Genomic DNA, 20,861 nt, shown 5'->3' with positions numbered 1-20,861 from the left:
TGTGCGGCCCTGCCATCCGTGCCCCGGGTCCCGAACGTCGCGGTACCGACGGGGTCAGCGGTCGACGAGGCGGTCGAACTGGGTGGTGGTGTGGCGCAGGTGCGCCACCAGCTCGTCGCCGACCTTCGGCTCGTGCGAGTCGGCGGGGACGAAGAGGATGGAGACCTGCATGTGCGGGGGCTCCGCGAACCACCGCTGCTTGCCCGCCCAGACGAACGGCGACAGGTTGCGGTTGACGGTCGCCAGGCCGGCCCGGGCGACACCCTTGGCCCGCGGCATGACGCCGTGCAGCGCCTTGGGGGCCTCCAGGCCCACACCGTGCGAGGTGCCGCCCGCGACGACCACCAGCCAGCCGTCCGAGGCCGCCTTCTGCTGGCGGTACCCGAAGCGTTCGCCTCTGGCGACGCGGGTCACGTCGAGGACGGCCCCCCGGTACTCGGTCGCCTCGTGGTCGCCGAGCCAGAGCCGGGTGCCGATCCGGGCGCGGAACCGGGTCTGCGGGAACTGCTGCTGGAGCCGGGCGAGTTCGTCGGCCCTCAGGTGGCTCACGAACATGGTGTGCAGCGGCAGCCGTGCGGTCCGCAGCCGGTCCATCCAGCCGATGACCTCCTCCACCGCGTCGGAGCCGTCGGTACGGTCCAGGGGCAGATGCAGGGCGAAGCCCTCCAGCCGCACGTCCTCGATCGCGGAGTGCAGCTGGTGGAGGTCGTGCTCCGAGACGCCGTGCCGTCTCATCGAGCTCATGCACTCGATGACGACCCGCGCCCCGACCAGGGCGTGCACCCCGTCGACGGACGAGACCGAGCGGATGACCCGGTCGGGAAGCGGTACCGGCTCCTCACCGCGGCGGAAGGGGGTGAGCACGAGGAGGTCGCCGCCGAACCAGTCCTTGATCCGCGCGGCCTCGTAGGTGGTGCCCACGGCGAGCATGTCCGCGCCGAAGCGGGTCACCTCCTCGGCGAGACGCTCGTGGCCGAACCCGTAGCCGTTGCCCTTGCAGACCGGAACGAGTCCCGGGAACTGGTCGATCACGGACTTCTGGTGCGCCCGCCAGCGGGTGGTGTCGACGTACAGGGAGAGCGCCATGGCCGGGTCCGGAACCTTTCTGGTGGCGGCGGTGTGTCAGAGCTGCGAAGAGGGGCTGAAGGGAGGCTACGGAAGGATCAGCGGCGCGACATGTAGATGTCGAGAGCCTTGTGCAGCACCTTGTTGAGCGGGAAGTCCCATTCGCCGACGTACTCGACGGCCTCTCCGCCGGTGCCCACCTTGAACTGGATCAGCCCGAAGAGGTGGTCGGACTCGTCGAGCGAGTCGCTGATGCCGCGCAGGTCGTAGACGGTGGCGCCCATGGCGTAGGCGTCCCGCAGCATCCGCCACTGCATCGCGTTGGAGGGCCGTACCTCGCGGCCGATGTTGTCGGAGGCCCCGTACGAGTACCAGACGTGGCCGCCGACGACGAGCATCGTCGCCGCCGAGAGGTTCACTCCGTTGTGCCGGGCGAAGTAGAGACGCATGCGGTTGGGGTCCTCCGAGTTCAGGACCGTCCACATGCGCTGGAAGTACGAGAGCGGGCGGGGCCGGAAGCGGTCGCGCTCGGCGGTGATCTCGTAGAGCCGCTGCCACTCGGCCAGGTCCTCGTAGCCGCCCTGGACGACCTCGACACCGGCCTTCTCGGCCTTCTTGATGTTGCGCCGCCACAACTGGTTGAAGCCCTTGAGCACATCGTCCAGCGACCGGTTGGCCAGGGGCACCTGGTAGACGTACCGCGGCTGCACGTCGCCGAAGCCGGCGCCGCCGTCCTCGCCCTGCTGCCAGCCCATCTTGCGGAGCCGGTCCGCGACCTCGAAGGCGCGGGGCTCGATGTGCGTCGCCTCCACGTCGCGCAGGCGCTTCACGTCCGGGTCCTGGATGCCCGCCTTGATCGCCGTGGCGTCCCAGCGCCGGATCACGACGGGCGGGCCCATCTTCACGGAGAAGGCGCCCTGGCTCTTGAGGTGCGCCAGCATCGGCTGGAGCCAGTCGTCCAGGTTGGGGGCGTTCCAGTTGATCACCGGGCCCTCGGGCAGATAGGCCAGGTACCGCTTGATCTTGGGGAGCTGGCGGTACAGCACGAGGCCGACGCCGACGAGCTGATCGTTCCTGTCGAACCAGCCGAGGTTCTCGGAACGCCATTCGGTCTTGACGTCCGCCCACGCCGGGACCTGGCAGTGACTCGCCGAAGGCAGGCTCTGGATGTACGCCAGATGCTGCTCTCGGCTGATGGTCCTCAGGGTCAGGCTCATGCGGGGCGCTCCTCGGCTGGTGTGTCCCCATGGGTCAGGGGCTCCGGCTCTCGCGCCGAAGCCTACTGGGCCGGGGAAGCGCCCCGCGTGGCTGCGGGGGGACGAGTACTAGAAGCCGATCAGGCCTCCGAAGAGCCCGCCCTGCGCCATTCCGAGGAAGAAGCCGATGGCAGCGGCCCCCAGTCCGATGACCAGCAGGAAGCGTTCCCGGGTGGTCGCCGAGATGAACTGGCCGTATGCGCCCGTGAGGATTCCGATGAGTCCGGTCCAGGAGCTGAGCAGATGCAGGTGGTGGAACTGCGCCGCCACGAACGCCACCGCACCCAGGACCAGGGTCGCGACCATCAGGGCGTCCTGGCGTGGATGGGGCTTGCCGTCCGTGGCGAGGAGAGAGCCGGTGGGGTTTGGTTGCGGTTGCGCCATGAAGCACCTCCTGGCATTCCCGGAGGGCGGCGCACTGTGACGCCGCCCACACCCGATGCGTACAGGGTGCGGTGGAGGGCCGCCGGATTTCAACCGGAAGCGGGTGTGCGGGTACTGTGTACCGTCTGCACCGGTGTCTGCCCAGGCCAGCACTCGGTACCCCGCTCTCCCAACCGATGGCGGGTCCGGTTGTCAGTGCCGCCTGGTTTACTGCGTAGGCATCGATGCTCAACGCATCACGACCCTCCTGCCACGGAACGACCGTGGCCGCTGAGTCCAAAGGAGGTGGGTTCCACATGCGTCACTACGAGGTGATGGTCATCCTCGACCCCGATCTCGAGGAGCGTGCTGTCTCCCCGCTGATCGAGAACTTCCTCTCCGTCGTCCGTGAGGCCAACGGAAAGGTCGAGAAGGTCGACACCTGGGGCCGTCGTCGTCTCGCTTACGAGATCAAGAAGAAGCCCGAGGGCATCTACTCGGTCATCGACCTGCAGGCCGAGCCTGCGGTCGTCAAGGAGCTCGACCGCCAGATGAGCCTGAACGAGTCGGTCCTCCGGACCAAGGTCCTCCGCCCCGAGACCCACTGAGCACCTGCTCAGAGGGCATAGGGCTCGAGTAGCAGCAAGCAGCCAGAAGCAATCCCGCCGAGAGGTTCACCCATGGCAGGCGAGACCGTCATCACGGTCGTCGGCAATCTCGTCGACGACCCCGAGCTGCGCTTCACCCCGTCCGGTGCGGCGGTCGCGAAGTTCCGCGTCGCGTCCACCCCCCGCACCTTCGACCGTCAGACCAACGAGTGGAAGGACGGCGAGAGCCTGTTCCTCACCTGCTCCGTCTGGCGTCAGGCGGCGGAGAACGTCGCCGAGTCGCTCCAGCGAGGCATGCGCGTCGTCGTGCAGGGCCGGCTGAAGCAGCGGTCCTACGAGGACCGCGAGGGAGTCAAGCGCACGGTCTTCGAGCTGGACGTCGAGGAAGTCGGCCCCAGCCTCAAGAACGCCACGGCCAAGGTCACCAAGACCACCGGCCGCGGTGGCCAGGGCGGCTACGGCGGTGGCCAGCAGGGCGGCGGCTGGGGCGGCGGTCCCGGCGGTGGTCAGCAGCAGGGTGGCGGCGGTGCTCCCGCCGACGATCCCTGGGCCACCAGCGCGCCGGCCGGCGGCCAGCAGCAGGGCGGCGGCGGTGGCGGCTGGGGCGGTGGCTCCGGCTCCGGCTCCGGCGGCGGCTACTCGGACGAGCCTCCCTTCTAGGGGCAGGTCCCCGGGGAGCTCGTACCCCCACTTCTTGATCACACAGGAGAAACACCATGGCGAAGCCGCCTGTGCGCAAGCCGAAGAAGAAGGTCTGCGCTTTCTGCAAGGACAAGGTCACGTACGTGGACTACAAGGACACGAACATGCTGCGGAAGTTCATTTCCGACCGCGGCAAGATCCGTGCCCGCCGCGTGACCGGCAACTGCACGCAGCACCAGCGTGACGTCGCCACGGCAGTCAAGAACAGCCGTGAGATGGCGCTGCTGCCCTACACGTCCACCGCGCGCTAAGGAAAGGGTGACCGAAGCATGAAGATCATCCTTACCCACGAGGTCTCCGGCCTCGGCGCTGCCGGCGACGTCGTCGACGTGAAGGACGGCTACGCTCGCAACTACCTGGTCCCGCGCGGTTTCGCGATCCGCTGGACCAAGGGTGGCGAGAAGGACGTCGAGCAGATCCGCCGCGCGCGCAAGATCCACGAGATCGCGACCATCGAGCAGGCCAACGAGATCAAGGCCCGTCTCGAGGGCGTGAAGGTGCGTCTGGCCGTTCGCTCCGGCGACGCCGGCCGCCTGTTCGGATCCGTCACCCCGGCCGACATCGCTTCGGCGATCAAGGCCGCAGGTGGCCCCGAGGTGGACAAGCGCCGCGTCGAGCTCGGTTCGCCGATCAAGACCCTGGGCTCGCACCAGATCTCTGTGCGTCTGCACCCCGAGGTCGCCGCGAAGCTCGGCGTCGAGGTCGTCGCCGCCTGAGCGACTGCCCGCAGAACGGCATGAGAGGGCCGCACCCGATGGGTGCGGCCCTCTTGCTGCTCCGGCACGTTGCCCGACCGCCGTGGAGCGTCTTCGGCATCGTTGGGCGGTGGCGACGGGCGCGCAGGGTGTTTCACGTGAAACCGGCTCGTCAGCGGGTTGCCCCCGTGACGACCCAGCGTCCGGAGCGGACTCGCAGCCCCAGAGTGGCCATGCGAACCGTCATCATCAGGGCCATGGCCCACCAGAGTGCGGTGAGGCCGCCGCCGAAAGGCGGCACCAGGAGCGCGGCCGGCGTGAAGACCATGAGGGTGACGAGCATGGCTCCGGCCAGATAGGGGCCGTCACCGGCGCCCATCAGCACACCGTCGAGGACGAACACCACGCCTGCGACGGGCTGAGTGAGGGCCACCACCAGCAGTGCCGGCAGCAGAGTGGCCTCGACGGCGGGATCGCTGGTGAAGAGGGGGATGAGGATTGGACGCGCCAGTACGATCAGCAGTCCGAGCCCTACGCCCGAGCCGATACCCCACTCGATCATGCGGCGGCACGCGGCACGGGCACCCGCGGGGTCGTCGGCGCCGAGATAGCGCCCGATGATGGCCTGGCCGGCGATGGCGATCGCGTCCAGGGCGAAGGCCGTGAAGCTCCAGAGGGCGAGGATGATCTGGTGCGCGGCGATGCTGGTGTCACCGAGACGGGCGGCTACGGCGGTGGCGATGAGCAGCACGGCTCGCAGGGAGAGCGTACGGACCAGCAGCGGCACACCTGCCTGGGCACTCGCCCGTATGCCTCCGGCGTTCGGCCTCAGGGAGGCGCCGTGACGACATGCGCCGCGAACCACCACGACCAGGTAGACAGCGGCCATTCCGCACTGGGCCATGACCGTGCCCCAGGCAGAGCCCGCTATGCCGAGCCCGGCCCCGTAGACGAGGCCCAGGTTGAGGGCTGCGTTCGCGGCGAAGCCACCGATCGCCACATAGAGGGGGGTACGGGTGTCCTGGAGTCCGCGCAGTACGCCGGTGGCGGCCATGACCATGAGCATGGCGGGGATGCCGATACTCGAGATGCGCAGATAGGTGACGGCATACGGGGCCGCGGTGCCGGAGGCTCCGAAGATCTCCACCAGCCATGGTGCCGCGGGGAGCATGACGGCGACGACCGCGATGCCGAGCAGCAGGGCCAGCCAGATGCCGTCCATGCCCTGGCGGATCGCAGAGCCCAGATCCCCGGCGCCCACTCGGCGCGCGACCGCGGCGGTGGTGGCGTAGGCGAGGAAGACGAAGACACTGACTGCCGTCATCAGCAGCGCGGCAGCGATCCCGAGTCCGGCGAGTTGCGGGGTGCCGAGATGCCCGACGATCGCGCTGTCGACCATCACGAACAGTGGCTCCGCGACGAGTGCTCCGAAGGCGGGGACGGCAAGCGTGATGATCTCGCGATCATGTCGACGGCGGCTGGATCTGGACGCCGCGGGGGCCTGTGTCATGAGCGCCAATCTAATCTTCCACAGGTAAGAGATGCAAGCTGCCTGTGATCCTTACCAAATGGTGGGACGAGGCTTCTCCTGTGCGCCGTTTGTTCTGATCTTGATCCAGCCGGGGAAATTTTTCTCCCCCACAGCCAGTGGATGGAAGACGTGCAGGTCAGAGTGGGTGTCGGCTGAGGTCTATGACGTTGTCCACAGTGCTGTCCCCCGCTCCGTGCACAGGATCCGGGGAGTTCTCCACAGCATCGGCTCCGTCGTCCACACGGCCTGTGGATAACCAGATTGGCTGACGGTGCCCACGGCCCTACGGTGGACCGGCGCCCGATGTGCCGCGAAGCGGAATCGGGCCGCTCGTGTTGTCAGTGCCGTGTCCTAAAAAGAGTGCCACGCAGAGGTCCGCGGAGCGGACGGGAGGAGGCGGCCGGTGAGTGTTCCCGAGCCCCTGGACGAGCCCTGGACCGACATCGGTCCGGGTGACCGTCTGCCCGTCTCCCGCCCCCGGCGAGGGGAGGGCCGGGGACGCGGCGCCCGCGAGGAGCAGCACGAGCGAGGCAGGGAGAGCGTTGCCTGGGACGACGGCTCCCCGGGCTTCGAGCGCGTTCCCCCGCAGGATCTCGATGCCGAGCAGTCCGTCCTCGGCGGCATGCTGCTGTCCAAGGACGCCATCGCCGATGTCGTCGAGATCATCAAGGGCCGCGACTTCTACCGGCCCGCGCACGAGACCGTCTATCAGGCGATCCTCGACCTCTATGCCAAGGGTGAGCCCGCCGACCCCATCACCGTCGCCGCCGAGCTGACCAAGCGGGGAGAGATCACCCGAGTCGGCGGCGCCTCCTATCTCCACACTCTCGTCCAGTCCGTCCCGACGGCCGCGAACGCCTCGTACTACGCGGAGATCGTGCACGAGCGCGCCGTCCTGCGGCGCCTGGTCGAGGCGGGCACGCGCATCACGCAGATGGGGTATGCGGCGGACGGCGACGTGGACGAGATCGTGAACTCGGCGCAGGCCGAGATCTACGCGGTCACCGAGCAGCGCACCAGCGAGGACTATCTGCCGCTGGGGGAGATCATGGAGGGAGCGCTCGACGAGATCGAGGCGATCGGCTCCCGCAGCGGCGAGATGACCGGGGTCCCGACCGGGTTCACCGACTTCGACTCACTCACCAACGGTCTGCACCCCGGCCAGATGATCGTCATCGCGGCTCGTCCCGCCATGGGTAAGTCGACGCTGGCGCTCGACTTCGCGAGAGCGGCATCGATCAAGAACAACCTGCCCAGCGTGATCTTCTCCCTCGAGATGGGGCGCAACGAGATCGCGATGCGCCTGCTGTCCGCAGAGGCACGCGTCGCCCTGCACCACATGCGCTCCGGCACGATGACGGACGAGGACTGGACCCGGCTCGCACGCCGGATGCCCGATGTCTCCCAGGCGCCGCTCTACATCGACGACTCCCCGAACCTGTCGATGATGGAGATTCGTGCGAAGTGCCGGCGCCTCAAGCAGCGCAACGATCTGAAGCTCGTCGTCATCGACTATCTGCAGCTGATGCAGTCCGGTGGCTCCAAGCGGGCCGAGAGCCGTCAGCAAGAGGTCTCGGACATGTCCCGAAACCTCAAGCTGCTCGCCAAGGAGCTGGAGGTCCCGGTGATCGCCCTCTCGCAGCTGAACCGTGGTCCCGAGCAGCGTACGGACAAGAAGCCGATGGTCTCCGACCTGCGTGAGTCGGGCTCCATCGAGCAGGACGCCGACATGGTGATCCTGCTGCACCGCGAGGACGCCTACGAGAAGGAATCGCCTCGCGCGGGCGAGGCGGACCTGATCGTGGCCAAGCACCGAAACGGCCCGACGGCCACCATCACGGTCGCGTTCCAGGGCCACTACTCGCGCTTTGTGGACATGGCGCAGACCTGAGGAACCGCTGTGGGATCCCAGATCGCGTGTCTTTTCGCACCGGTGATGTCCATCGAGTGACCAATAGGACAGGGGATAGGAAATGCCACCGCCGTGAGACGGAACCCTTCCGCCACGCCGTGAGACACAGCGGAAAGGAGCAGGTCCGTTGATCCGGCGGATCAACGTCCAGGGCACAGCGCCGGCGGCGCAGGATGCCCACCGCGAGACCCTGCACGAGCTCACCGAGGGGTGCGGTCGACCCTCGCCTGGAAGTCGGATAGATCTGGTTCATGATCTCACCGCATGAAACGCTGCTGCCCAGCACGGCACGGGCCCTGCTGCACCGTGTTGCCGTCGCCCAGTCCGAGGGCCGGGCCCCCTCGCTCGTCGGGGCGGTCGTGAGGGGCGGACGGCTGGTATGGAGCGGGGCGCGCAGCTGCACCGAGGACGACGTACCGGATGCGGACACCCAGTACCGCATCGGCTCCCTCACCAAGACGTTCACCGCCGTGCTGGTGCTGAGGCTGCGCGACGCAGGGCTGCTCGATCTGAGCGACCCCCTGGACAAGCACCTATCCGGCACTGGTGTGGGCGAGGTGACCATTGCCCAACTTCTGTGCCACAGTGCGGGACTTGCGGCCGAGAGCCCGGCTCCATGGTGGGAGCGCACGCCCGGATCGCTTCGCCCCGGGCTCGCCGATGTGCTCGGCGAGCGGCCCCTGCTCCATCCCGCCGGTCGCCGCCACCACTACTCCAACACCGGATACACCCTGCTGGGTTCGCTGATCGCGGCGGTGCGCGGAAGGCCATGGGAGGAGGTTCTGCGGAACGAACTCCTTGAGCCGCTCGGCATGCGCCGTACGAGCTGTGCACCCCAGGTCCCTCATGCGAGTGGATGGGCGGTACATCCATGGGCGGACGCGGTGATGCACGAACCGGCTGTGGATCTCGGGCTGATGGCCCCGGCCGGTCAACTCTGGTCGACGGCCGCCGACCTCGGCCGGTTCGCCGCATTCCTTCTCCAAGGTGATGAACGCGTGCTGGGCGCCGACTCCGTGCGCGAGATGCGGACGGCGTCCGCGCCTTCGGAGCCCGGGGAGTGGGACAGTACCTACGGCCTCGGCCTGCAGATCGTCCGGAGAAGCGGACGTACGCTCATCGGACACACCGGATCGCTCCCGGGATTCGTCGCCTGCCTCTGGGCGGACGCGGAGGAGGGGGTGGCCGCGGTGGTGCTCGCCAACGCGACGTCAGGGCCACTGCCGGCCGTCGTGGCGGCGGATCTCGTCCGCATCGTGGTGGACGCCGAGCCTCGGTTCCCGGAGCCGTGGCGTCCGATGCCGGAAGTGGACGAAGCCCTGTTGAACCTGACAGGCGCTTGGTACTGGGGCACCTCCGCCTTCCGGCTGAAGCTCGTGGCGGACCGGGGGCTGGAGCTGTACCCGTTGTCGGGCCACGGCCGAGGTTCACGGTTCCGGGCCCGCCCCGACGGGACATGGGCCGGGCTGGACGGCTACTTCGCAGGGGAAACCCTGCGCGCGGTGCACTGCCCGGAGGGCCGGCTGGTCCATCTCGACCTGGGCTCCTTCGTCTTCACCCGGGAGCCGTACGATCCGGCCGGTGGGGTACCCGGGGGCGTGGACGATCGAGGGTGGGGCGCTCTGCCTCTGTGAATCAGCTCCCGGCGCCGTGGTCCGGCGCTCCACTCGAGGCGCACACCGTGCTTCCGCGCACGGCGGCCGTTTCACGTGAAACGGCCGCCGTAGGCTCAGCTGGCCGACTCGTGTTCACCAGGCCTACCGGAGTGGGAGGGGTCCCCGCCCGCTCGGCGGCCTCCGGCGGTCGGGTGGCCTCACCTCGGCCGCGGCCCGAGCGTCCCGGCTGGATCGGGCAGTGGACTCCGGTGGCGGAGGCCGGCGGAGAGGGGTACGAGGGTGACAAGGGCCTGCGGGAACATTCAGAGGACGCGCTTGAAACCGACGTGTGACGCCTCGAAGCCCAGACGCTCGTAGAAGCGGTGCGCGTCGGTGCGGGAGACGTCGGACGTCAGCTGGACGAGCAGACAGCCCTGCCGGCGTGATTCCTCGACCGCCCATTCGATGAGCCGGGTGCCGAGCCCGCTGCCTCGCTCGTCGGCATGGATCCGCACCGCCTCGATGATCGAGCGGGTGGCGCCGCGGCGGGACAGCCCGGGAATCATGGTCAGTTGCAGGGTGCCGACGGTCCGGCTGCCCCGCTCCGCCACCACGAGGTGCTGATTCGGGTCTGCCGCAAGCCGCTCGAACGCAGCCAGGTAGGGAGTCGGGTCGTCGGGTGATTCGCGTTGCGCGCCCAGCGGATCGTCGGCGAGCATAGCCATGATCGCAGGGACATCGGAGCGGGATGCGGGCCGTATCAGCAGATCGTTCATGATCCGCAGCCTATGCGTCCCGAACGGCGGAGCAGCGGCCGAAACTTCACGCGGAGACGCTGGCCGGCGCCGGAACCGGGGACGCCGGAATCCTCAGCTGCTCGACGGCCCGGACCAGGGGAGCCAGATCGGGGTCCTTCGCTGCCTCGTCGAGCGCCTCGCGCAGCGCACGGTCGTTCGTCGGCCGAGCCGCTGCGAGCAGCGCAAGGCCGGCTTCCGTGACATCGGTGTAGATGCCGCGGCGGTCGGTGTCGCACAGATAGCGGCTGAGCAGCCCTCGATCCTCGAGCCTGGTGACGAGGCGTGTGGTAGCGCTCTGACTGAGCAGGACGGCATCGGCGACCTGCTTCATCTGGAGGTGGCCTCCGGGGCCGCTGTGCTGCCGGCTGAGCACGTCCAGCAGTGAGTACTCCCGCACGCTCAGATCGTGATGCGTCTGAAGGGTTCGCTCGATATGGCCCTCGATCCTGCCGTGCAGCAGGGAGAGGGCGCACCAGCTCTGGGCGAGCGCGGTGAGTGCCGGGTCCGTCGCTGTCATCGATCCGTCCTCCGTCCAGGAGCGTCTGTGCGGCCGGTGCCCTCGGCCTGCTGAGTGGCCCGACCCCCAGGATAGACGACCACTGCAATAGCCAGCGTTTGCAATCAAACGCGTCTGCAATTATTGTGGACGCTTGTAAAGCGCAAGTGCAACCGTCTGAAGGTAGACCCCATGCCGCTCGCCCTCCTCGCCCTCGCCATCGGGGCATTCGGTATCGGCACCACCGAATTCGTGATCATGGGCTTGCTGCCTGAGGTCGCGGACGACTTCCAGGTGTCGATCCCCACCGCCGGCCTCCTTGTGACCGGCTACGCCCTCGGTGTGGTCCTGGGTGCACCGCTGATGACCGTCCTCGGTACCAAGGTGCCCCGCAAACGGATGCTGATGGTGCTGATGGGGTTCTTCATCGTGGGTAACGTGCTCTCGGCGCTCGCCCCCGTCTTCGGTCTCATGCTGGCCGGCCGTGTAGTGGCCTCGCTCGCCCAAGGCGCCTTCTTCGGCATCGGCTCGGTCATCGCGGCCGACCTGGTGGCCCCGGGGAAGAAGGCGGGTGCGATCGCGATGATGTTCACCGGTCTGACCGTCGCCAACGTCGTCGGCGTCCCGCTGGGCACCTTGATCGGGCAGAGCATCGGCTGGAGGGCCACGTTCCTGGCCGTGGCCGGGCTCGGGGTGCTGGGGCTCGCCGGCATCGCCCTGCTGGTACCGGAGCAGCCCAGGCCCGAGGGGGTTCGGCTGCGCCACGAGGTGGCCGCATTCCGTAATGTGCAGGTACTGCTGGCCATGGCGATGACGGTGCTCGGGTTCGGTGGCGTGTTCGCTTCGATCACCTATATCGCGCCGATGATGACCGAGGTCGCCGGCTTCGCCGATGCCTCCGTGACCTGGCTGCTGGTGCTCTTCGGCCTGGGCATGGTCGGCGGCAACCTGATCGGCGGGAAGTACGCCGACCGGGCGCTGATGCCCCTTCTGTACGTCTCGCTCGGAGCCCTCGCGCTGATGCTGGCGCTGTTCACCTTCACCGCCCACCACAAGCTCGCGGCGGCCGTCACGATCGTGCTCGTCGGAGGGCTGGGCTCCGCCACGGTGCCGCCGCTTCAGAAGCGGGTTCTCGACCAGGCATCGGGTGCACCCACACTGGCCTCGGCGGTCAACATCGGCGCCTTCAACCTCGGTAACGCCCTCGCCGCCTGGCTCGGTGGCGTGGTCATCGCCGCCGGTCTCGGTTTCACGGCCCCGAACTGGGTGGGTGCGCTGCTCGCCGGGTCCGCGCTGGCGCTGGCGGTGCTCTCCGGTGCACTGGAGCGCCGGGGTGTCCGCAGGGGCAGCCGGGTGGTCGCCGGTTCAGCCATGTCCGTGCCCGCCCCGGTCGCCGCTGCCCGTCAGTGACGTCATCGGCGGGGCGCGTACCCGAGCAGGACCGTGCTCCGGCCGTGCCTCGTCGGAGACTCCTTCCCCGCTGGGCCGTCGGTCCGGCGGAACCGGCAGCGGGTCGGTGCGCGAACCGCCCCTACGGGCTCAGCCCGCCGCTACGGTCAGCGGGGCGAAGCGGCGAGTCCAGTCCCCCGGGAGCGCGGGCGTGCCGCGGAGCATCACCGCGTTGAAGGCGATCGGCTCGAGGCCGCTCGCCTTCACCCATGCGAGCAGTTCCTGGTGCCGCACGTCGATGTCCGTACGCAGGGGACGTTCCGTCCTCGCGGCGAGTGAGACGATCAGAGACTTGGCCGTCTCGGTGTCCCGTGCGATCAGCGGGCCGACGACCAGGGTCTCCATGTTCGGCCAGGCGGCCGCGTAGCCCGTGAGCGCACCGTCGGCCTCGGCGACCCTCAGCTGGTCGGCGAAGGCGGGGAGTCGGGCGAGCATATGCGTCCGGTCGACGCCGAACACGTCGGCGTCCAGGCGGAGGATCGCCGGGAGGTCCTCCGCCGTGGCCGGGCGGGTCGCGCCCCGGGGCGCCGGACCGGAGAGGTGGAAGCGGCCGCGGACCATCTCGGCGCGGCCGGCATGGGCGAAGCCCAGTTCCTCGTAGAGCGACTGCCCGTTCGGTGTGGCATGCAGCGTCAGGGGAGTACCACCGGCCTCGGTGAGTACATGCCGCATCAGCCGACGTCCGACTCCCTGCCGGGCGTACCGCTCGGCCACGAGCACCATGCCGACGGCGGACAGTTCCGGGCCGTACGAGGTGACCACGCATCCCGCGACGAGGCCCTTGGTGTCCGGGTCGTCGATGCCGTACCCCACGCCTGCCGCGAGCAGAAGACCCCACTTGTGCTCTTCGCGCGGCCAACCCCGGTCCTCCGACAGGTCGGCGCAGGAGTGCAGGTCCGCAGTGGTCAGACGCCGGATGGGGAGCTCGGTGAGCGGAGTTGGCATGAGGTCAGGCTCTCTGACGGGGTGATCTTCCGTCCAGTGCTTTCGCGGAAGTGGCCCGGCCCCCAAGGCCGCCGCGTTCCCGTGGTTTCACGTGAAACACCGTGCAGGGGTCGTCTTCAGGTGTATCGAGGGGAGCGGGCGCACCCATCGGCCCCGGTGCATGTCGGCGCACCGGCCGATGACTCTCCCTTCACCGGAAGCCGGTGAACCGGACGCGCCCGCTTCCGAAGTCCATGTCCCGGGAGCGTTCCGTTCTTGGGGCCGGTCCACCCGTCCTGCATTCTCGTCCTGCCCTATCGGTGAAGGTTGCGAAGGGGCTCTGTGCAGAGATCGGGACGACGGCTGAACGGTACTTCCGCACCTGACGACTCGGCGCCCGATACGCAGATCTTTGCCGTGGTGACCGTTGCGGAGGCGGCAAAAGCGGACCATCATCTGTCCGGGCTCGCTACACCACACAGGACGGGTATGCGATCTGCTGGAGGCCTGGGAACCGGTGCGATTCCACTACGGGTTTCGGGCACAGGGACATAACCGCCGAGACCCGAGTCCTGGTCGCGCAAGCGGACATGGGTGCGATGCAGCCTAACGGGAAAGCGGGTGGGGATACCCGGACTTTCCGCTCTTTGTCCGCCGTCGGGCAGGGGCTGGCATGCTGCCACGACGAGCGCTGCGGTCAACGTCACCATCCGGTCCCACTCGCCCGGGTCCCGCAATCGCGAAGGCTAATGTGGGCGGGCACGAGTCATTGAGAACAGAGCGGGGAAATCGAGGCACGTTCCGGACCAGCGGAAGTGCGCAGACCGACCGAGAGATGTTCGAGGCGAGGCAGACAATGGACGCTCCGACCACCACGTCGGCCGACAACGGGACCTCCGGCGAGAACGGCGCGAGGGGCGGGGGAGGCTGGTTCACTCCCCGGAAGCAGCCCGCCGACGGCCCTGCGGCTTCCGGCGTCGAGGTCACCGCCGGCGAGGGAGCCCGGCCGGCGGGCGACGGGCGAATAGCCACCCCCAGCCGACCGGTCGCCTCCATTCGCCCGGTCGGCACGGGAGCGGAGCGGGCGGCCGGTGCCCCGCCGCGCGAGGTCACCGGCCCCCGGGCGGTCTCCGCCCCCACGGCTCCGCCGCCACCGGCCGTGACGCCGCACGCGACGCCCGCGCAGCCGGCTCCGTACGGAGGCGGCGCGGCGACCCCGGCCTCTCCCCCTCACGGATTCGGCAACGGCACGTCCCCCCGCAACGCCTCCCGGCAGCACGACGCCACGCCGCACGGCAGGACCCTGCCCCACCGGAGCGCGGCGCCCCACCCCGCTCACCAGGCCGACCCGGCCCTGGGCGGCGCCGCACCGCACGACCGGCCCGCCACCGCTTCCGACCGGCCCGCCGCCGGTCTGTTCCCCGGAGTCTCCGACCACAACGCGTCCCCCGACGCGATCCTGATCCGACGGACCATGGAGGAGATCGCCCCGGTCGCCGACAAGGTCACCTCCTACTTCTACGCCCTGCTGTTCGTGCGCCACCCCGATCTGCGGGCCCTCTTCCCGGCCGCCATGGACACCCAGCGCGACCGGCTCCTCAAGGCCCTGCTCACGGCCGCCGAGCACATGGACAACACGCCCGTGCTGGTGGACTACCTCGAACACCTCGGCCGCGGCCACCGCAAGTACGGCACGCAGCCGGCGCACTATCCGGCCGTCGGCGAGGCGCTCATCGGAGCGCTGACCCGGTACGCGGCGACGACCTGGAACGAGGAGACCGAGGCCGCGTGGGTCCGCGCGTACACGACCATCTCCCAGATCATGATCGACTCGGCTGCGGAGGACGAGCGGCACGCGCCCGCCTGGTGGCACGCCGAGGTGGTGTCCCACGACCTCAGGACGCCGGACATCGCGGTCGTCACGGTGCGCCCCGACCAGCCGTACCCGTTCCTGGCCGGTCAGTACACGAGTCTGGAGACCCCGTGGTGGCCGAGGATCTGGCGGCACTACTCCTTCGCGGGGGCGCCCCGCTCGGACGGACTCCTGTCGTTCCATGTGAAGGCGGTCCCGGCGGGATGGGTCTCCAACGCCCTGGTCCACCATGCCCGGCCCGGCGATGTGCTCCGGCTCGGTCCGCCGGCGGGATCGATGGTCGTCGACCACACCACCGACAACGGCATGCTCTGCCTGGGCGGCGGTACCGGCATCGCGCCGATCAAGGCGCTGGTCGAGGATGTCGCCGAGCACGGTGAGCGCCGGCCGGTGGAGGTGTTCTACGGGGCGCGCAGTGATCACGACCTCTACGACATCGACACGATGCTGCGGCTCCAGCAGAGCCACCCCTGGCTTCAGGTCCGGCCCGTCGTGGACGGCAGGACGCAGCTGCCCGACGCGGTGCTCGAGTACGGGCCGTGGAACGAGTACGACGCCTTTCTCTCCGGTCCGATCGGGATGATCCGCAGTGGAGTGGACACCCTCAGGGGGGTCGGCATCCCCTCCGAGCGCATCCGTCACGACTCGCTCGAGGAGCTTGTGGCGGCCGCCGACTAGGTGTTGATCAAGGGCGGGCACACCGGGCCGGCGGGACACCGTGCCGGAGTGGCCCCGGGCCGGCACGACATCGGGGCGTCCGGGCCGCAGAGGGCGGCCCGGACCGCGGGAGGGCGCTCAGCCCAGGTCGGGTGCGTGCATCGCCCGGACCCCCTCGATGTTGCCGTCCAGGTAGTGCCGCAGGGAGATCGGGACGAGGTGCACGGCGGCGATGCCGACGCGGCTGAAGGGCACCCGGACGATCTCGTACTCGCCGCAGGGCTCCTCCACCTCGGGACCGTGCCGCCGGGACTCGTCCATGGACGCCAGACGGCAGACGAAGAAGTGCTGCACCTTCACCCCCGAGACACCACCGTCCACGATGTGCTCGACGGTGTCCACGAAGCAGGGCACCACATCGACGATCTTGGCGCCGAGTTCCTCGTCCACCTCACGATGGAGGGCTTCGACGACGGTCGCGTCCCCGGGCTCGACCCCGCCGCCGGGAGTCAACCAGTACGGATCCATGCCCGGCTTGGTGCGCTTGATCAGGACGAGGTCGTCGCCGTCGAGCAGGATGGCGCGTGCGGTGCGCTTGACCACTGGCCGTTCGGTCATGGTCAGAGAGTGGCCCACGACACCCGTTCTGAAACGCCGGTCTTTCCTGCCGTTTGCTGCTTCCCCTGCTGCTCCCCGCTGCTCCTGCCTTCCCCGCTGCTCCTGCCGTCCCCGCCTGCCCCCGTCTGTTCCTTGCCCTCCCCCTGCTGCCCGGTGCCGTCACCAGGCGGCGGAGGCGCGTAACAGTTCCTCGTGCGCACGGGCGAGGTGCGTCAGGGCGAGGGTGCCGGTCCGGACGACGAGGAAGTACGTGCGCAGCGGTGGAACGGGAGGATCCAGCAGTGCCACCAGCCGGCCGCTCTCCAGGGCGTCCAGGCAGAGATAGCGGGGCAGCACGGCGAGCCCGGCTCCGGCCGCCGCCGACTCCAGCGCGGCCCGCAGATCGGGTGCGATCACGGCGGCAACGGCGGGCGGGCGGCTGTCGAACACCGAGGACCAGTAGCGGGAGACGAACGGCAGGGACTCGTGGACCTCGACCACCGGCAGTTGCTCCAGCGCGACGGCGCCCTTGCACCGCAGCGCTCCGTCGCCCAGCCCAACCGCCCGGCCCGGCGAGGCGACCAGGACGTGCTCCTCGTCCCAGAGGGGGGTCGAGGCGAGCAGCCCGCCGCGGGGCCGCGCCGTGGTCACCGCGAGGTCGTGGTGCCCGGCCGCCAGGCCCTCGAGGGTCTCCTCGGCGTTCCCCGTGAACGACGTCCGCAGCGCCAGCCCTTGCGAGACCAGCGGGGCCAGCGCGGGCAGCACCCTCGCCGAGGTGAACTCGGGCGGTCCGGCGAGATGGAGGGTGCGTACACCGGATTCCTCGAGACCCTCCTCCACGATCTCCACCAGGGCGTCCAGGTGGGGAGCGGCTCGGTGGGCCAGTTCGTCCCCGACGGTCGTGGGGGTGACTCCGCGGGCCTGACGGAGGAAGAGCGGCCGTCCCAGCTGCCGTTCCAGGGTCCTTATCTGGCTGGTCACCGCGGGCTGGGAGAGGCCGAGGAGTGCGGCGGCGCGGGTGAACGAGCCGGCCCGGTGCACCGTGATGAATGTGCGCAGCAGGGCCAGATCCATCGTCCAACTATAAATAAGTCGATAGGCCTCTGTCTCTTCCGTGATTGGACACTGACGCAGAGTCAACTAGCCTTGGGCGGGCGGTTTCCGCGCCCGGCACCGCACGGGGCGCAGCGCGCGGGGGGTGCGTGGAGCCCCGTGCCGCCGGTCTGCGGAGCCGCCTGCGGAAGAGGGACGGTCCGAACCACGAGGGGGGAGGCTCGGACCGTCCTTCCCGCCCGGACACTCCGCAGGCGGGTCCGCAGCGGCCCCGCCGCCCTGTCTCACGTGTCCCGGCCCGCCGCCGCGTCCAGCGCCCGGAGCACGTCCGCGACGAGGTCGTCCGGGTCCTCCGCGCCCGCCGAGAAGCGGATGAATCCCTCCGCCACGGCGTCGCCGCCCCAGCGGCCCCTGCGCTCGGCGCTGGAACGGACGCTGCCGAAGCTCGTGGCGTCGTCGACGAGCCGTGTCTCCGCGAGGAAGCGCTCGGCGTGGTCACGGCCGGGCAGCTCGAAGGAGACCACCGAGCCGAACCGGCGCATCTGCCGCGAGGCGATGGTGTGCGAGGGGTCATCGGGCAGTCCGGGGTAGCGCAGTCCGGTGACCTCCGCCCGGTCGGCCAGTGCCCGCGCCAGGGTGAGGGCGTTCGCACACTGCCGGTCGGACCGCAGCTGGAGGGTGGCCAGCGACCGATGGGCCAGCCAGGCCTCCATCGGGCCCGGGATCGCGCCCACGACCTTGCGCCACTGCCGGACCCGTGCGGCGAGCGCGGTGTCCCGGCACACGACGTACCCGAGCAGCAGGTCGCCGTGGCCGGTCAGCCCCTTGGTGGCGCTGGCGACGGCGAAGTCCGCGCCGAGGGCCAGCGGGCGCTGGCCGAGCGGGGTCGCGAGGGTGTTGTCCACCGCCACCAGGGCGCCGCGGGCGTGCGCGGCGTCGGCGAGCCGCCGTACGTCGCACACGTCGAGACCCGGATTGGAGGGCGTCTCGATCCACAGCAGCTTCGCACCGTCCAGCACGGAGAGCTGGGATTCGCCGCGGGTGGGCGCGGTCCGCACCTCGACCCCGTACTCCTCCAGCCGCTCCCGCACCAGCGGCAGGGCCTGGTAGCCGTCGTCCGGGAGCACCACCGCGTCGCCCGCACCCACCTGGGAGAGCAGGACGGCCGAGACGGCGGCCATGCCCGAGGCGAAGACCACGGTCTCGGCGCCGGTCTCCCCCGGTGCCTCCAGCTCCCCGATGGCCTGCTCCAGCAGTGTCCAGGTGGGGTTGGAGTCGCGCCCGTAGGCGTACGGGCCCGTCGGTTCGCCGGGCAGGTGGTAGTGGGCGGCGAAGGCCGGCCCAGGCAGGGCCGGTTCGTGTTTCCGTGCCTCCGGCAGACCGGCCCGTACGGCCCTGGTTCCCTCACCCGTGCTCATGCCGCCTTCTCCTCCACCGCATCGCGCACCGCGGCGAGCAGTCCCCCGCTCGCGGCCTCCACCATGTCCAGGCACTCCTCGAAACCGTCCGCCCCGCCGTAGTACGGGTCGGGGACGTCGAGATCGTCGCCGGCGGCCGGGTCGTACGAGCGCAGCAGCCGCACCTTCGCGGCGTCCGCCGCGGTCGGCGCCACCCGGCGCAGCTCCCGCAGGTGGCCCTGGTCGAGAGCGATCACCAGGTCCAGCCGGGCGAACCAGGAGGGCTGGAACCGCCGGGCGGTATGGCCGGACGGGTAGCCGTTCTCCCGCAGGACGGTGACCGCGCGGGGGTCGGCGCCGTCGCCCTCGTGCCAGCCTCCGGTGCCGGCGCTGTGCACGGCGACGGCGCCGTCGAGTCCGGCGTCCTCCACACGGGCCCGGAACACGGACTCGGCCATCGGCGACCGGCAGATGTTGCCGGTGCAGACGAAACAGACGGAGAAGCGCATCGTGCGTTCAGTCCCTGCCGTCGGGGAGCACCACGTTCAGGGCCCACGACACGATCGAGACGATCAGCCCGCCGAGCACGGCCGTCCAGAAGCCCTCCACATGGAAGTCCAGGTCGAGGACGCCGGCGAACCACGAGGTCAGCAGCAACATCAGCGCATTGACCACCAGTGTGATCAGGCCGAGCGTGAGGATGAAGAGGGGAAGCGTCAGCAGCTTGACTATAGGCTTCACGAAGAAGTTCACCAGGCCGAAGAGCAGGGCCACGATGATCAGGGTGACGGTCTTCTTCGCGGTGCTGTCGCCGGTGAGCGTGATGTCCTGGACCAGCCAGATCGCCACGGCGAGTGCCCCGGCGTTCGCGATCGTCTTGACGAGAAAATTCATCATGTGTCTGATCGTGGCAGACGTGATCGGACCGATGGCAGGGGCGGACGGACGATGAAGGCATTCCGACTGGACGAGCTCGAGGCGGAGCGCGCCGCCAACAAGGGCGCGTATCTGCAGTTCCTGCGTGAGCGGAACATGTCGGTCGGGCTGTACGCGCTGGACGCGGGGGAGCTGGACCCGCAGCAGCCGCACGGGCAGGACGAGATCTACTTCGTGGTCAGCGGCCGGGCCGCGATCACCGTCGGCACGGAGACGACGCAGGTGGGGCGGGGGAGCGTCGTCTACGTCCCCGCGGGAGTGGCCCACAAGTTCCACCACATCAGCGAGGATCTCCGGGTGCTCGTCGTGTTCTCCCCGCCCGAGGGCTGACCGGCCGGCGCCGGTTTCCCTAGGGGACGGCTCAGGGGACTTCAGGGGATGCGGGCGCCCCGCGGACCACGGTCCCGCCTCTAGCATCGAGAGCGGGACAACTCACAGAAGCGAGGTAGGGACGATGGCGGTGCGGGAGATGTTGACGGGGATGCCGTGGTGGGTGAAGTGGATCGCCATCCCCCTGATCGCCCTGGTCGTCTTCGGCGGGATGATCGCGAGTGTCATCGGCTTTGTGATCTGGCTGCTCTTCAAGGTCCTGCTCTTCGTGGCGATCGTCGGCGGACTGATCTATGTGGTGCGGAAGTTCATGAGCTCGTCCACCTCGAAGGGCGACTGGTAGCCGTTACCGGCCCGGCCGTCGCCCCGTGCGCTTCGAGGGACGCGCGGGGCGGGAAAACGGCAGGTGCGTACGCCCGTTAGCCCGCGCGGGGGAATAGCGCAGGCGATCCCCGCGGCCCGTCGGGGCTGCCATTAGAGTGGCAGTCCTCCGCCGTACCCGGGAATCCCCGGTCGACGGTCACCGTGGAATGCGGTGCGTACGACTTCCTGGACGGTTCCCGATTTCGGTCTCAGGAGCAGCCCAGGCCCTCGGGGACGCGGCGGGCGTGCGGGGGCGGCCCTC

At 69.5% G+C, this 20,861-nt stretch carries 22 protein-coding genes; 10 read left to right on the top strand and 12 right to left on the bottom strand.

The genetic code is table 11. The annotated features are described in order from the left end of the window. Positions 1-54: 54 nt before the first annotated feature. The 3 genes from DDW44_RS14960 to DDW44_RS14950 all read right to left on the bottom strand — a co-directional run bounded on the left by DDW44_RS14960 (position 55) and on the right by DDW44_RS14950 (position 2,705). Entirely contained in the window at positions 55-1,086 is a 1,032-nt protein-coding gene (locus DDW44_RS14960; RefSeq protein ID WP_017946319.1) for an alanine racemase, read from the bottom strand. Between the two features lie 77 nt (positions 1,087-1,163). Further along, a complete protein-coding gene (locus DDW44_RS14955) occupies positions 1,164-2,282 on the bottom strand; it encodes a lipid II:glycine glycyltransferase FemX (protein ID WP_027734080.1) in 1,119 nt (372 codons plus the stop codon). A 108-nt stretch (positions 2,283-2,390) separates the two neighbouring features. After that, complete coding sequence (locus DDW44_RS14950) at positions 2,391-2,705, bottom strand: hypothetical protein (RefSeq protein ID WP_026165036.1); 315 nt, start codon at positions 2,703-2,705, stop codon at positions 2,391-2,393. Positions 2,706-3,001: 296 nt separating this feature from the next. Between DDW44_RS14950 and rpsF the strand changes: the two genes are divergently transcribed. From rpsF to rplI, 4 genes are all read left to right on the top strand, one after another. Then, positions 3,002-3,292, top strand: coding sequence for a 30S ribosomal protein S6 (gene rpsF, locus DDW44_RS14945; RefSeq protein ID WP_017946316.1), 291 nt, complete (start codon positions 3,002-3,004; stop codon positions 3,290-3,292). Between the two features lie 72 nt (positions 3,293-3,364). Further along, positions 3,365-3,952: a single-stranded DNA-binding protein gene (locus DDW44_RS14940; RefSeq protein ID WP_018890662.1), complete on the top strand. Its 588-nt coding sequence runs from the start codon at positions 3,365-3,367 to the stop codon at positions 3,950-3,952. A 56-nt stretch (positions 3,953-4,008) separates the two neighbouring features. Beyond that, positions 4,009-4,245: a 30S ribosomal protein S18 gene (gene rpsR / locus DDW44_RS14935; protein ID WP_003949403.1), complete on the top strand. Its 237-nt coding sequence runs from the start codon at positions 4,009-4,011 to the stop codon at positions 4,243-4,245. 18 nt (positions 4,246-4,263) lie between these two features. Further along, positions 4,264-4,710, top strand: coding sequence for a 50S ribosomal protein L9 (rplI, locus tag DDW44_RS14930; RefSeq protein ID WP_018890661.1), 447 nt, complete (start codon positions 4,264-4,266; stop codon positions 4,708-4,710). 151 nt (positions 4,711-4,861) lie between these two features. Here the strand turns inward: rplI and DDW44_RS14925 are convergent, their stop codons facing one another. Further along, positions 4,862-6,199, bottom strand: coding sequence for an MATE family efflux transporter (locus tag DDW44_RS14925; RefSeq protein WP_108906752.1), 1,338 nt, complete (start codon positions 6,197-6,199; stop codon positions 4,862-4,864). 424 nt (positions 6,200-6,623) lie between these two features. On the opposite strand from DDW44_RS14925, the gene dnaB reads away from it, so the two are divergent. Both dnaB and DDW44_RS14915 read left to right on the top strand, forming a co-directional pair. Beyond that, complete coding sequence (gene dnaB / locus DDW44_RS14920) at positions 6,624-8,111, top strand: replicative DNA helicase (RefSeq protein WP_108906751.1); 1,488 nt, start codon at positions 6,624-6,626, stop codon at positions 8,109-8,111. A 272-nt stretch (positions 8,112-8,383) separates the two neighbouring features. After that, complete coding sequence (locus tag DDW44_RS14915; protein WP_108906750.1) at positions 8,384-9,766, top strand: serine hydrolase domain-containing protein; 1,383 nt, start codon at positions 8,384-8,386, stop codon at positions 9,764-9,766. A gap of 284 nt (positions 9,767-10,050) precedes the next feature. Here the strand turns inward: DDW44_RS14915 and DDW44_RS14910 are convergent, their stop codons facing one another. Both DDW44_RS14910 and DDW44_RS14905 read right to left on the bottom strand, forming a co-directional pair. Then, on the bottom strand, positions 10,051-10,503 hold the full coding sequence (locus DDW44_RS14910; RefSeq protein WP_108906749.1) for a GNAT family N-acetyltransferase: 453 nt from the start codon (positions 10,501-10,503) through the stop codon (positions 10,051-10,053). 46 nt (positions 10,504-10,549) lie between these two features. Further along, positions 10,550-11,041, bottom strand: a complete 492-nt coding sequence (locus DDW44_RS14905) for a MarR family winged helix-turn-helix transcriptional regulator (protein ID WP_017946307.1) — start codon at positions 11,039-11,041, stop codon at positions 10,550-10,552. A 171-nt stretch (positions 11,042-11,212) separates the two neighbouring features. Between DDW44_RS14905 and DDW44_RS14900 the strand changes: the two genes are divergently transcribed. Beyond that, positions 11,213-12,430, top strand: coding sequence for an MFS transporter (locus DDW44_RS14900; RefSeq protein ID WP_108906748.1), 1,218 nt, complete (start codon positions 11,213-11,215; stop codon positions 12,428-12,430). A gap of 129 nt (positions 12,431-12,559) precedes the next feature. On the opposite strand, the gene DDW44_RS14895 is transcribed toward DDW44_RS14900, so the two are convergent. Further along, positions 12,560-13,414, bottom strand: coding sequence for a GNAT family N-acetyltransferase (locus DDW44_RS14895; protein ID WP_108906747.1), 855 nt, complete (start codon positions 13,412-13,414; stop codon positions 12,560-12,562). An 835-nt stretch (positions 13,415-14,249) separates the two neighbouring features. Here DDW44_RS14895 and DDW44_RS14890 point away from each other — a divergent pair. Further along, the gene (locus tag DDW44_RS14890) at positions 14,250-15,944 is read left to right on the top strand and encodes a globin domain-containing protein (protein ID WP_108906746.1); all 1,695 of its coding nucleotides are present in this window, start codon (positions 14,250-14,252) and stop codon (positions 15,942-15,944) included. Positions 15,945-16,061: 117 nt separating this feature from the next. Here DDW44_RS14890 and DDW44_RS14885 read toward each other — a convergent pair whose 3' ends face one another. From DDW44_RS14885 to DDW44_RS14865, 5 genes are all read right to left on the bottom strand, one after another. Continuing rightward, entirely contained in the window at positions 16,062-16,541 is a 480-nt protein-coding gene (locus DDW44_RS14885; protein ID WP_026281783.1) for an NUDIX domain-containing protein, read from the bottom strand. Between the two features lie 159 nt (positions 16,542-16,700). Beyond that, on the bottom strand, positions 16,701-17,594 hold the full coding sequence (locus DDW44_RS14880; protein ID WP_108906745.1) for a LysR family transcriptional regulator: 894 nt from the start codon (positions 17,592-17,594) through the stop codon (positions 16,701-16,703). A gap of 263 nt (positions 17,595-17,857) precedes the next feature. After that, complete coding sequence (locus tag DDW44_RS14875; protein WP_108906744.1) at positions 17,858-18,991, bottom strand: cystathionine gamma-lyase; 1,134 nt, start codon at positions 18,989-18,991, stop codon at positions 17,858-17,860. Beyond that, a complete protein-coding gene (locus tag DDW44_RS14870; protein ID WP_108906743.1) occupies positions 18,988-19,479 on the bottom strand; it encodes a low molecular weight protein-tyrosine-phosphatase in 492 nt (163 codons plus the stop codon). The genes DDW44_RS14875 and DDW44_RS14870 overlap by 4 nt, the downstream gene beginning before the upstream one ends. A 7-nt stretch (positions 19,480-19,486) precedes the next feature. Continuing rightward, positions 19,487-19,867 (bottom strand): phage holin family protein, encoded by a 381-nt coding sequence (locus DDW44_RS14865; RefSeq protein WP_017946299.1) that lies wholly within the window; start codon positions 19,865-19,867, stop codon positions 19,487-19,489. Positions 19,868-19,918: 51 nt separating this feature from the next. Between DDW44_RS14865 and DDW44_RS14860 the strand changes: the two genes are divergently transcribed. Both DDW44_RS14860 and DDW44_RS14855 read left to right on the top strand, forming a co-directional pair. Then, complete coding sequence (locus tag DDW44_RS14860) at positions 19,919-20,236, top strand: cupin domain-containing protein (protein ID WP_017946298.1); 318 nt, start codon at positions 19,919-19,921, stop codon at positions 20,234-20,236. A gap of 130 nt (positions 20,237-20,366) precedes the next feature. Beyond that, on the top strand, positions 20,367-20,579 hold the full coding sequence (locus DDW44_RS14855; protein ID WP_108908842.1) for a DUF5326 family protein: 213 nt from the start codon (positions 20,367-20,369) through the stop codon (positions 20,577-20,579). The last annotated feature ends 282 nt before the right edge of the window (positions 20,580-20,861 follow it).

Source organism: Streptomyces tirandamycinicus, from assembly GCF_003097515.1.
GTDB classification, from domain to species: domain Bacteria; phylum Actinomycetota; class Actinomycetes; order Streptomycetales; family Streptomycetaceae; genus Streptomyces; species Streptomyces tirandamycinicus.
Note: the sequence above shows the minus strand (reverse complement) of the source record. Positions and strands in the feature narration are given on the sequence as shown.